The organism is Pseudomonas sp. SD17-1 (assembly GCF_029201585.1).
Lineage (GTDB): Bacteria > Pseudomonadota > Gammaproteobacteria > Pseudomonadales > Pseudomonadaceae > Aquipseudomonas > Aquipseudomonas palmensis.
In genome coordinates this window covers 994,984-1,007,337 of the sequence record NZ_CP104044.1, presented here as the reverse complement: position 1 = coordinate 1,007,337, position 12,354 = coordinate 994,984, and the positions used below count along the sequence as shown (strand labels likewise).

9 protein-coding genes are annotated in these 12,354 nt (G+C 66.0%); 7 read left to right on the top strand and 2 right to left on the bottom strand.

The window, feature by feature from the left end:
- Positions 1-1,584, bottom strand: a complete 1,584-nt coding sequence (locus N0B28_RS04470) for a PAS domain-containing methyl-accepting chemotaxis protein (protein ID WP_043864397.1) — start codon at positions 1,582-1,584, stop codon at positions 1-3.
- Positions 1,585-1,795: 211 nt separating this feature from the next.
- Here N0B28_RS04470 and N0B28_RS04465 point away from each other — a divergent pair, with 211 nt between their 5' ends.
- The 7 genes from N0B28_RS04465 to N0B28_RS04435 all read left to right on the top strand — a co-directional run bounded on the left by N0B28_RS04465 (position 1,796) and on the right by N0B28_RS04435 (position 11,751).
- On the top strand, positions 1,796-2,974 hold the full coding sequence (locus N0B28_RS04465) for an efflux RND transporter periplasmic adaptor subunit (RefSeq protein ID WP_123752900.1): 1,179 nt from the start codon (positions 1,796-1,798) through the stop codon (positions 2,972-2,974).
- Positions 2,971-6,072, top strand: coding sequence for a multidrug efflux RND transporter permease subunit (locus tag N0B28_RS04460; RefSeq protein ID WP_043864395.1), 3,102 nt, complete (start codon positions 2,971-2,973; stop codon positions 6,070-6,072). The genes N0B28_RS04465 and N0B28_RS04460 overlap by 4 nt, the downstream gene beginning before the upstream one ends.
- 9 nt (positions 6,073-6,081) lie before the next feature.
- On the top strand, positions 6,082-6,756 hold the full coding sequence (locus tag N0B28_RS04455) for a heavy metal response regulator transcription factor (RefSeq protein ID WP_043864394.1): 675 nt from the start codon (positions 6,082-6,084) through the stop codon (positions 6,754-6,756).
- Entirely contained in the window at positions 6,731-8,113 is a 1,383-nt protein-coding gene (locus tag N0B28_RS04450; RefSeq protein WP_043864393.1) for a heavy metal sensor histidine kinase, read from the top strand. The genes N0B28_RS04455 and N0B28_RS04450 overlap by 26 nt, the downstream gene beginning before the upstream one ends.
- Positions 8,114-8,320: 207 nt before the next feature.
- Entirely contained in the window at positions 8,321-8,542 is a 222-nt protein-coding gene (locus N0B28_RS04445; RefSeq protein ID WP_043864392.1) for a hypothetical protein, read from the top strand.
- Positions 8,543-8,797: 255 nt separating this feature from the next.
- The gene (locus tag N0B28_RS04440) at positions 8,798-10,072 is read left to right on the top strand and encodes an OprD family porin (RefSeq protein WP_231390716.1); all 1,275 of its coding nucleotides are present in this window, start codon (positions 8,798-8,800) and stop codon (positions 10,070-10,072) included.
- 176 nt (positions 10,073-10,248) lie between these two features.
- Positions 10,249-11,751, top strand: coding sequence for a sensor domain-containing diguanylate cyclase (locus tag N0B28_RS04435; protein ID WP_054916286.1), 1,503 nt, complete (start codon positions 10,249-10,251; stop codon positions 11,749-11,751).
- On the opposite strand, the gene N0B28_RS04430 is transcribed toward N0B28_RS04435, so the two are convergent.
- The gene (locus N0B28_RS04430; protein ID WP_078479907.1) at positions 11,748-12,224 is read right to left on the bottom strand and encodes a PA2169 family four-helix-bundle protein; all 477 of its coding nucleotides are present in this window, start codon (positions 12,222-12,224) and stop codon (positions 11,748-11,750) included. The two genes, N0B28_RS04435 and N0B28_RS04430, sit on opposite strands and share 4 nt — an antisense overlap.
- Positions 12,225-12,354: the final 130 nt, after the last annotated feature.

Sequence of the window (12,354 nt, the reverse complement as noted above, 5' to 3'; positions counted from 1 at the left end):
CTAGCGGCGCTGCCAGAACTCCTCGGCCAGGCGCCGCAGGTCTTCGGCCAGGCCGGCCACGTCGCTGGCGTTGGCATGCCCGTGCTGACCGGCCACCACGCTCTCTTCGCTGGCCTGGCGAATGCTGATGATGTTGCGGTTGATATCTTCGCTGACCAGGCTCTGCTGCTCCACCGCCGCAGCAATCTGCAGGCTCATCTCGCTGATCTGGTTGACCTGCTGGCTGATGCCGTCCAGCGCCACCGCCGCCTGCTGCGCCTGCTCGACGCTCTGCCCGGCATGCTCGCGGCTCTCGTGCATGGCCTGCACCGCATCGCGGGTGCCGCGCTGCAAGGCGCTGATCATGCGCTGGATTTCGCCGGTGGACTCGGCCGTGCGCTTGGCCAGGCCGCGCACCTCATCGGCGACCACCGCAAAGCCACGCCCCTGATCCCCCGCCCGCGCCGCCTCGATGGCCGCGTTCAGTGCCAGCAGGTTGGTCTGCTCGGCGATGCTGTGGATAACCGACAGCACCCCGGAAATTTCCATGCTGTGGCCTTCCAGGGTGTGGATAACCTCGGTGGCAGCGCTCAGCGCGCTGGCCAGCTCGAGGATGCTGCTGCGGCTGCGGTCCACCAGCTGGTGACCATTCTGGGTGGCATCCTCGGCATGCTCGGCGGCCTCCGAAGCCTGCTGGGCATTGCTGGCCACCTCGGCCACGCTGGTGGTCATCTGGTTGATTGCCGCCGCCACCTGATCGGCCTCGCCCTGCTGGCCCAGGGTGGTGGTGTGGCTGTGCTGCAGGTGCTGGGCCAGCTCTGCGGTGTGGCCGGCCAGGCGCTGCGAGGTGTCGCCAATGCGCCCCACCACCGCCCCGATCTGCGCCTCGAGCATCAGCAGGGCGAACTCGATCTGCCCCACGGCGCCCGCCTTGCCGGTATACAACTGCTGGCTCAACGGGTTGTCGGCAATCGACTGCGCCCGCACCCGTAGTTGTTCCAGTGGGCGCAGCAGCACCGACACCAGCAGCGCACTGAGCCCACCGGCGGCCACCAGCTCCAGCAGCCACTGCCACGGCAGCGCCGGCAACAGCAGGCGGCTGGTGCCCAGCACCACTGCCAGCACCAGGCCTGTGCCCAGCCCCAGCTGCAACGCCAGGCCAGGGCGCGGCAGGCGTTGCCACCAGGGCAACGGGCGCTGCTGGCGCAAGCGTGCATAGCAACGTTCGGCGGCCTCCACCTGCGCCGGGGTGGGCTTGGTGCGCACCGACTGGTACTCCACCGTCTGGCCCTGGCTGGTGACCGGCGACACGAATGCGCTGACCCAGTAGTGGTCGCCATTCTTGCAGCGGTTCTTCACCAGCCCCATCCACGAGCGGCCGGCCTTGAGGGTCTGCCACATCTGCGCAAAGGCCTGGGAAGGCATGTCGGGATGGCGTACCACATGGTGCAACTGGCCAATCAGCTCGTCGCGCTCGAACCCGCTGACCTTGAGAAAATCCTCGTTGGCATAGGTAATGGCGCTGGTCAGATCGGTGGTGGAAAGGATATTCGCGTCACCGGGGTAATCTACATTGCGGCCGGTCACAGGCAGATTGCTCTTCATCGAAAGCGCTCGCGTTTTTATAGGTGGAGGGGCGGCAGGGCGAGAGACTCTACGGGGCAACATTTAGTAAAACCTTGATCCAGCGCAGACTATTGGCACTTGGCCATCTGCCAGCTGACAGCGCTGACAGGTGGGCGTCACACTGCTGACCCCCAGTAGCAGCTATAACCTACTGACAGCCCTCCTTTTTCTGCCCTGGCGCCGTGCACGCATGCGAATTTCCAGCTCTCGAGTGTTTTTTTTCGGCCTGATAGCGTTGCTGCTGGGCCTGGCGCTGTACCTGACTTTCGGTCGCCACACGGCCAGCCAACCGGCCATGCCCGTGGCCACCCCGGTCAGTGTGATCCAGGTGCAGCAGCAGGATGTGCCGCACTACCTCAGCGCCATCGGCGCGGTGCAGTCGCTGCACAGCGTGCAGATCCGCCCCCAGGTGGAGGGCGTGCTGACCCGGATCCTGGTCAAGGAGGGCCAGTCGGTGCAGGCCGGCGACCTGCTGGCCACCCTGGATGACCGCAGCATCCGCGCCAGCCTCGAGCAGGCCCAGGCGCAACTGGGCCAGAGCCAAGCCCAGCAGCAGGTGGCCGAGGTCGACCTCAGGCGCTACCGCCTGCTCAGCGAAGACAACGGCATCTCGCGCCAGACCCTCGACCAGCAGCAGGCGCTGGTCAACCAGCTCAAGGCAAGCATCCTCGGCAACCAGGCAGCGATCGCTGCGGCCAAGGTGCAGTTGTCGTATACCCAGATCCGCTCGCCGGTCACCGGACGGGTGGGCATTCGCAACATCGACGAAGGCAACCTGGTGCGCACCAGCGACGCCCAGGGCCTGTTCAGCGTGACCCAGATCGACCCCATTGCGGTGGAGTTCGCCGTGCCGCAGCAATGGCTGCCGACCCTGCAGAGGCTGGTGGCCGCCGAACCCCCGGCGCCGATCCGTGCCTACCTCGAAGGCAACGGCGACAGCGGCGGCCTGCTGCTGGGTGAAGGGCACCTGAGCCTGATCGACAACCAGATCGCCGCCAACACCGGCACCCTGCGCGCCAAGGCCGCGTTCGACAATGCCCAGGCCCGCCTGTGGCCGGGGCAACTGGTGAGCCTGAAGATCCAGACCAGCATCCAGCGCGATGCGCTGGTGGTGCCCCCCGGCGTGGTGCAGCGGGGCATCGACCAGCACTTCGTGTACCGCGTCGAGGACGACAAGGTTGCGGTGGTGCCGGTCAAGGTGCTGTACCAGGACAGCAATCTCAACGTGATCAGCGGCGTAGCGGTCAACGACACGCTGGTGGCCGACGGGCAGTCGCGGCTCAGGCCCGGCGCCCGGGTCGAGGTGCTGGCAGCCCCGCCCGCCGCGCCCGTCGGCGACGATGTTGCCGGCAGCGGTGTGCAGCCATGAGCGGGCGCAGCTCGATCAGTGCGTGGTGCATCGACCGCCCGGTGGCCACCCTGCTGCTGACCTTCGCCCTGGTGCTGCTGGGCGTGGTGGCGTTCCCGCAGTTGCCGGTGGCACCGCTGCCCGAAGCGGACTTCCCCACCATTCAGGTCAGCGCGCAGCTGCCCGGCGCCAGCCCCGAGACCATGGCCTCGTCGGTGGCCACACCGCTGGAGGTGCAGTTCAGCGCCATCCCCGGCATGACCCAGATGACCTCCAGCAGCGCACTGGGCTCCACCAGCCTGATCCTGCAGTTCACCCTCGACAAGAACATCGACACCGCCGCCCAGGAAGTCCAGGCCGCGATCAACACCGCCTCCTCGCGCCTGCCCCAGGACATGCCGAGCCTGCCCACCTGGCGCAAGGTCAACCCGGCCGACAGCCCGGTGCTGATCATGACCGTCAGCTCCGCGCAGATGCCGGCCAACGAACTGAGCGACTACGCCGAAACCCTGCTGGCACGCCAGCTGAGCCAGATCGACGGGGTCGGGCTGGTCAACATCACCGGCCAGCAGCGCCCGGCGATTCGCGTGCAGGCCCAGCCGGAAAAACTCGCCGCCATCGGCCTGACCCTGGCCGACCTGCGCCAGGCCATCCAGCAGACCAGCCTCAACCTGGCCAAGGGCGCGCTGTACGGCGACAGCAGCGTGTCGACCCTGGCCACCAACGACCAGCTGTTCCACCCCGATGAATACGCCCAGCTCATCGTCGCCTACCGCGACGGCGCCCCGGTACACCTCAAGGACGTGGCCACGGTCATCAACGGCGCCGAAAACGCCTATGTCAAAGCCTGGTCCGGCGACCAGGAAGGCCTCAACCTGGTGGTGTTCCGCCAGCCCGGGGCCAACATCGTCGACACCGTGGACCGGGTCATGCAGGCGCTGCCGCACCTGGAAGAAATGCTCCCGGCATCGGTGCAGGTGTCGGTGCTCAGCGACCGCACCCAGACCATCCGCGCCTCGCTGCACGAGGTGGAGATCACCCTGCTGATCGCCGTGCTGCTGGTGATCGCGGTCATGGCGCTGTTCCTGCGCCAGTGGTCGGCCACGCTGATCGTCTCCAGCGTGCTGGGGGTATCGCTGGTGGCCAGCTTCGCGCTGATGTACCTGTTCGGCTTCAGCCTGAACAACCTGACCCTGGTGGCCATCGTCATCGCCGTGGGGTTTGTGGTGGACGATGCCATCGTGGTGGTGGAAAACATCCACCGGCACCTGGAGGCCGGCGACGACAGCCGCACGGCTGCCCTCAAGGGCGCCGGCGAGATCGGCTTCACCGTTGTCTCGATCAGCTTCTCGCTGGTGGCCGCGTTCATTCCGCTGCTGTTCATGGGGGGCGTGGTGGGGCGGCTGTTCAAGGAGTTCGCCCTCACCGCCACCTCCACCATCCTGATTTCGGTGGTGGTCTCGCTGACCCTGGCGCCGACCCTGTGCGCGCTGTTCATGCGCCGCCCGCAACACCCCGAGCACGCCGCACCGACCTTCGGCGAGCGCCTGGTGGCCGGTTACGATCGTCTGCTGGTCAGGGCCCTGGCGCACCAGAGGCTGATGCTCGGGCTGTTCTTCGTGACCCTGGCCCTGGCCATCGGCGGCTACGTGGCCATTCCCAAGGGCTTCTTTCCGGTGCAGGACACCGGCTTCATCCTCGGCACCACCGAGGCCGCGGCCGACGTATCGTACCCGGACATGGTGCGCAAGCACCAGGCGCTGGCGAAGATCATCGAGGCCGACCCTGCGGTACGCGCGTTCTCGCACTCGGTGGGGGTTACCGGCAGCAACCAGACCATCGCCAACGGGCGCTTCTGGATCGCCCTCAAGGACCCTGCCCAGCGCGACGTGTCGGCCAGCGAGTTCATCGACCGGCTGCGCCCCAAGGCCGCCCAGGTGCCGGGCCTGGTGCTGTACCTGCGGGCCGGGCAGGACATCAACCTCAGCTCCGGGCCCAGCCGCAGCCAGTACCAGTACGTGCTCAAGAGCAACGACGGCCCGGCGCTCAACCTGTGGACCCAGCGCCTGACCGAACGCCTGCACGCCAACCCGGCGTTCCGCGACCTGTCCAACGACCTGCAGCTGGGCGCCAGCGTGACCCGCATCGACATCGACCGCCAGGCCGCCGCGCGTTTCGGCCTGACCACCGCCGACGTCGACCAGGCGCTGTACGACGCCTTCGGCCAGCGTCAGATCAGCGAGTTCCAGACCGAGACCAACCAGTACAAGGTGATCCTGGAAATCGATGCACGCCAGCGTGGCAAGGCCGAGAGCCTGGCCTACTTCTACCTGCGCTCGCCCCTCAGTGGCGAGATGGTGCCGCTGGCGGCGCTGGCCAAGGTCGCGGCGCCCAGCACCGGGCCGCTGTCGATCAGCCACGACGGGCTGTTCCCGGCCGCCAACCTGTCGTTCAACCTGGCACCGGGGGTAGCCCTGGGCGATGCGGTGAGCATCCTCGAACGCACCCAGCGCGAGCTGGGCATGCCGGCCTCGATCATCGGCACCTTCCAGGGCGCGGCCCAGGCCTTCCAGAGTTCGCTGTCGAGCCAGCCGTGGTTGATCCTGGCCGCGCTGGTGGCGGTGTACATCATTCTGGGGGTGCTCTACGAGAGCTTCGTGCACCCGCTGACCATCATCTCCACCCTGCCCTCGGCGGGCCTTGGCGCACTGGCGCTGCTGTGGCTGATGGGCCAGGACTTCACCATCATGGGCCTGATCGGCGTGGTGCTGCTGATCGGCATCGTCAAGAAGAACGGCATCCTGCTCATCGACTTTGCCCTGGAGGCCCAGCGCCAGCGCGGGCTTGCGCCAGAGGCGGCGATCCACGAGGCGTGCCTGACGCGCTTTCGTCCGATCATCATGACCACCCTGGCCGCCCTGCTGGGCGCGGTGCCACTGATGCTCGGCGCCGGGGCCGGGGCCGAGCTGCGCCAGCCGCTGGGCATCGCGGTGGTGGGCGGGCTGCTGGTCAGCCAGGCGCTGACACTGTTCACCACGCCGGTCATATACTTGGCCCTGGAGCGCCTGTTCCACCGCCGCCGCAACGACCTGCCGGCGGCCCGGCCGATCGAGAACTGAGAGCCGACCATGCGCGTGCTGATTATCGAAGACGAACAGAAGACCGCCGACTACCTGCATCGCGGCCTCACCGAACAAGGCTTTACCGTGGACCTCGCCCCGGACGGCATCGAGGGCCTGCACCTGGCCCTCGAGGGCGACTACTCGGTGATCGTGCTCGACGTGATGCTGCCGGGCCTGGATGGCTACGGCGTACTGCGCGCCCTGCGTGCACGCAAGCAGACCCCGGTGATCATGCTCACCGCCCGCGAGCGCGTCGAAGACCGCATCCGCGGCCTGCGCGAAGGCGCCGACGACTACCTGGGCAAGCCGTTCTCGTTCCTCGAACTGGTGGCGCGCCTGCAGGCGCTGACCCGCCGCAGCGGCGGGCACGAGCCGGTGCAGATCCAGGTCGCGGACCTGTGGGTGGACCTGATCAGCCGCAAGGCCAGCCGCGCCGGCCAGCGCCTGGAACTGACCGCCAAGGAGTTCTCGCTGCTCAGCGTGCTGGCGCGGCGCCAGGGCGAGATCCTGTCCAAGACCGCGATTGCCGAGCTGGTGTGGGACATCAACTTCGACAGCGACGCCAACGTGGTGGAGGTCGCCATCAAGCGCCTGCGCGCCAAGCTCGACGGCCCGTTCGAGACCAAGCTGCTGCACACCATCCGAGGCATGGGCTATGTACTGGAAAGCCGTGCGCACTAACTCCATCGCCCTGCGCCTGAGCCTGCTGTTCAGCCTGGTGGCGCTGGGCGTGTTCCTGCTGATCGGCGGTGCCCTGTACAAACAGGTCGACCGCAGCCTCGACCTGCTGCCGGAGGCCGAGCTGGACGCCCGCTACAGCGTGCTGGAATCGGCGCTGACCCGCTATGGCACCCGGGAGCACTGGGCCAAGATCACCAACAAGCTCAACCTGCTGGGCGAGGAAGACCGGCGTATCCGCTTCTGGGTGGTGAGTGGCGACGCGCACTACGAGTACGGCCAGCCCGACGCCGCGATACGCGACTTTGCCGCCGGCCCGCTGGGCATGCGCGACCTGCAGCTGGAGGGCCGGCCGTACCCGTACAAGGTGCTGGTGAGCGAGCTGCCGGCGCTGGACCGGCGCCCTGCCCTTCGCTTTCTGCTCGGCATCGATACCGAAACCTTCTGGCACACCCAGCACACCCTGCTGGGGGCATTGATCAGCCTGGCGGTGATCGGCGTGCTGCTGGCCTCGGCCCTGGGCTACTGGGCCGCGCGCATCGGCCTGCGCCCGCTGCGGGCGCTCTCGGCCGAGGCCCAGCAACTGGCGCCACCGCACCTGAGCGCACGCCTGTATGCGGCCGACCTGCCGCCAGAGCTGCAACAGTTCGCCGGCACCTTCAATGCCACCCTGGAGCGGGTCGAGCAGGCCTATTCACGCCTGGAGGGGTTCAATGCCGACGTGGCCCATGAGCTGCGCTCGCCCCTGACCAACCTGATCGGCCAGACCCAGGTGGCGCTGACCCGCGGTCGCAGCGCCGAACATTACTTCGAGGTACTGCAGTCGAACCTGGAGGAACTGGAGCGGCTGCGCAGCATCGTCAACGACATGCTGTTCCTGGCCAGTGCCGACCAGGGCAACAAGGCCACCGCGCTGACCAGCAGCTCGCTGGCCGAGGAAGTGGCGACCACCCTGGACTACCTGGACTACATCCTCGAGGACGCCCAGGTACGGGTGCAGGTCAGCGGCGATGCACGGGCGCGCATCGAGAAGGCGCAGTTGCGCCGGGCGCTGATCAACCTGCTCAACAATGCGGTGCAGCACACGGCCCGCCAGCAGGTGATCCAGGTGCATATCGAGCGTCAGGGCGAGCAGGTATGCATTGCCGTGAGCAACCCGGGCCCGGCCATCGAGGCCGTGCACCTGCCTCGCCTGTTCGAGCGCTTCTACCGGGTGGATGCCGCGCGCAGCAACAGCGCCGTGGGCAACCATGGGCTGGGGCTGGCGATCGTCAAGGCGATTGCGCTGATGCATGGCGGCAGCGTGTTTGCGCGCAGCCAGGCGGGGGCCAATACCTTCGGGATTCTGTTGCCGGCCTGAAGCCCCCATCGCGGGTCAGCCCGCTCCCACAAGGGCCAGCGAACACCCTGTGGGAGCGAGCTTGACCCGCGATGGGCCAAACGCTGCGCTCGACTGTTGCCCGAAATGCAACAGTGCATTGCCCAATCCCCTCTGTTTCAACCCCCCACCGAGGACTATCGTACCCACACCAAATAGATAGCTTGCTATGCAAGAAGGTAGCTTCAAATGTCCAACAGTATGGGTATTGCCAGTATTTTCGTCCTGTCGTCCGTATTGCTCTCGCCCCTGGCCATGGCCGAGGAGTCCCCTGCTTTCGTGGCGCAGTACGCCGCCCGCGCCGCTGCCGCGCAGCAAGGCCGCGAAGCCCTCGCCCAGCAGCAGGACCACGCCAAAAACCTGGAGCAGACCGCGTCCAAAGGTTCTGCGAGTGCCGACAAAGACAGCTGATACGCTGCCTCTGCCTCTCTCCTATTCCCTCGACTGCTGCGCTGGCGACGTGTTCGCCTGCGTGGCCGTCTTTCAAAGCCGCTGCTATCAGCGGCTTTTTTTTGGCCTGGACAAAAGCTTCTACGGCCAGAGATGTGTCCTCACAAGAAAACACCGCTTCGCACAATAAAAAGCTGCATCCCTCACCTCAAGGAGTCCACACCGGTGATCCACGCGTTTCGCTTGACCCCGCTGTTCGTTGCGCTGGCTGCAACGATGCCCCTGCACGCCCAGGCCGACGAGGCCGAAGGCTTCGTCGAAGGTGCGCACCTCGACGTGCTCAGCCGCAACTACTACCTCAACCGCAACCAGCTGCAGCGCGGCAACCACGACAACCGGGAATGGGGCCAGGGCTTCATCGGCAAGTTCGAGTCCGGGTTCACCCAGGGCACCGTGGGCTTTGGTCTGGATGCCCATGCCATGCTCGGCCTCAAGCTGGACGGCGGTGGCGGTACGGCGGGTTCGAGCATCCTGCCCTACCACTACAAGGACGATGGCGAACTGGGCAAGGCCCCGGATTCGTTCTCCAATGCCGGCGCTGCCATCAAGCTCAAGGCCTTCGACACCGTACTGCGTGCCGGCGACCTGTTCCTGACCAACCCGGTGATCGCCGGTGGCGAGACGCGCATGCTGCCGCAGACCTTCCGCGGCGTCAGCCTGACCAACAACAGCATCGACGGGCTGCAACTGGAAGGCGGCCAGGCCAGCTTCACCAAGCTCTACAACCAGAGCGGCCACAAACGCATCGGCGCTACCTACGGCAACCTGCCAGATGACCGCGAAAGCCGTCACCTGAACTGGGCCGGCGCAGCCTGGGCACCGGTCGAAGGTTTTACCAGCAGCCTGTACGCCGCCGAACTCAAGGACGTGTGGAACCAGTACTACCTGGACCTGGACTACACCTGGCAGCTCGCCGACGGCGTCAGCCTCAACCCCGGCCTGCACTACTACCACACCCAGGACACCGGCGATGCGCTGCTGGGCAGCATCGACAACAACACCTACAGCCTGCACCTGGCGCTCGGCGTGGGTAACCACACCGTCACTGCGGTGTACCAGCGGGTCAACGGCAACACGCCGTTCGACTACATCACCCTGGGCGACAGCGTGTACCTGGACAACTCGCAGATGTACTCGGACTTCAACGGGCCTGGCGAGCGTTCGTGGAAACTCAAGTACGCCTATGACTTCGCCGGCGTCGGCATGCCCGGCCTGACCACCGCCGTGTCGTACTCGCGCGGCAAGCTGGACCTGAGCAAGGTCGACCCGGCCAGCGCCGGCTACAGCAACTGGTACAGCGCCGACGGCGACAATGCGCGCCACTGGGAACGCGACATGGACCTGGCCTACGTGTTCCAGCAAGGCTCCCTCAAGGACCTCAGCGTGCTGCTGCGCTGGGCCTCGCACCGTGGCAGCCAGGGCTACGCCCAGGTCGACAACGATGTGGACGAATACCGCGTGATCGTCGAATACCCGCTCAACGTCTTCTGATCCTACCGCCATGCGCCAAAGAGCTTGCAGGATGCAGGCTCTTTTCCTGCAAATAGCCCCAAGATGCCGTACATCAATCGGCACCAGCAACAGCTTGTCCGACAATCTGCACCCGCCTAGAATACCGCCGCCTCGCACCTGCCCTTTCAACGACAGCGGTACGAATCACCTCCATCATGCCTTCGCGCCTTCCGCCCCAGCGCCCGACCCTGTACGGGACTCATCCGGAGTTGATCCTTAACCTGGGCAGTTGCCTGGCGGTTCTGGCCATCATCACCATCGTGACCTTCCTGCTGGTACGCGAAAAAGCCAACGTGGGCCAGGCGGCCGCACGCTCGGCCAGTAATATCGTGCAGTTGATCGACACCGACATCGTGCGCAACGTCGAGCTCTACGACCTGTCGCTGCACGGACTGATCTGGGCCATCCAGCGCCCTGAGCTGGCCAGCGTGGCCGCGCCGCTGCGCCAGCAACTGCTGTTCAACCAGGCCTTCACCGTGCCGTTACGCGGCGACATCCTGTGGCTGGACCGCAACGGCAACGTGGCGGCCGACTCCACCAGCGTGGTGCCACGCAGCGCCAACTTTGCCGACAGCAGGGTGTTCCAGGCCCATCGCGACAACCCCGGCCTGGGCCTGGTCATCAGCCCGCCATTCAAGGCACGCCTGGGCGAGCTGGACTGGTGCATCAGTTTCAGCCGGCGCATCAACGATGCCGATGGGGCCTTCGCCGGTATCGCGTCAGGCGCCCTGCGCCTGGCCTACTTCAGCGAGCTGTTCCAGCGCCTGGACATCGGCCGCGACAGCAGCGTCAACCTGTTCAACAGCGACGGCGTGATGCTCGCCCGCCACCCTTCGCTGCCCAGCGACCCGCTGATCGGCGCCGACCTGTCCGAGCAACCCAACTTCAAGCGCGCAATGGCCCAGGGCAACGGCAGCTTCACCGCGCGTTCGAGCCTGGACGGCAAGCATCGCCTGTACACCTTTTCACGGGTGGACGACCTGCCGCTGCTGGTGGTGGTGGCCTTGTCCACCGACGAGGTCTATGGCTCGTGGCGGCGTACCGCACTGGTGGTCAGTATCGCTACCGGCCTGTTGTGCATCGGCATCCTCTGGCTGTCGTTGCTGCTGGGGCGCGAATTGCGCAGGCGCCACAGCGCCGAGCAGGGCCTGGCCGAACTGGCAGCCACCGACAGCCTCACGGGGCTGGCCAACCGTCGTCAGCTCGACCAGGTACTGCGCCGCGAATGGGCACGTGCCCAGCGCAGCCAGCGGCCGCTGGCGGTACTGATGGTGGATGTGGACCACTTCAAGGCGTTCAATGAACGCCACGGTCACCAGGGCGGGGACGAAGCGCTACGCCAGGTGGCGACGACGATCGCGCACAGCATCCGCCGCCCGGCGGACCTGGCTGCGCGATATGGCGGGGAGGAGTTTCTGGTCATCGTGCCCGAGACCGACCTCAACGGCGTGCTGACCCTGGCCGAACGTATCCGCAGCAGCGTCGAGGCACTGCCGCCGTTCGGCGACGACCAGCACCCGGTGACCGTCAGCATTGGCGTGGGCCTGCAGACGCCAGAAGCCCAGCAGGATCTTTCGACCTTGCTGGGCTGTGCGGACGATGCGCTGTATTGCGCCAAGCGCAACGGGCGCAACCGGGTAGAGGTGTACGCCGGTTAGGAACGTGCGCGGGCCGCGTCGCGCAGCACCTTGACCTGGTCATGGTTGCGCTGCACGCCATGGTACTGGCGCTCGACCAGGGCATATGCCGGGTCACCTGCCGGTACATTCAGCTTGGCCAGTTTTTCCAGGGCATCCTTGTAGGCTTTGAGGGCGTGGTCTTCACCGCGCTCCACTTCTTCCAGCACCGCCTTGTCGTCGTTGCTGGTCAGCGAAGACTTGAGGTTGACCCAGGCGCGGTGCATGTCACCGCTGAGGCTGGTGGTGGTTTCCGGGTCGCCGCCCAGGGAACGCACGTGCTGCTGAAGATCTGCGGCGGCGCTACGGCATTCGCCTTCACGCTGCAGGAAGAACGCCTTCAGGTCCGGGTTCTTGGCATCCTCGGCAGAAGTCTTGAAGCCCTTCTCGCCATCCTTGCTGTACTCGATGAGGTTGTTCAGAACCGAAATAACGTCTTTGTTCACGTTGGTCATGACAGTGCTCCTTTGCATGAGGGTGGTTGCGTAGTACAGGAGCAGTGTTCATGCCAGCTTTTCTGTAAAAATTAAATCTTTTAAAATCAACGACTTATAAAAATTTTGAACCTTCCCCAAGCAGCGTTTT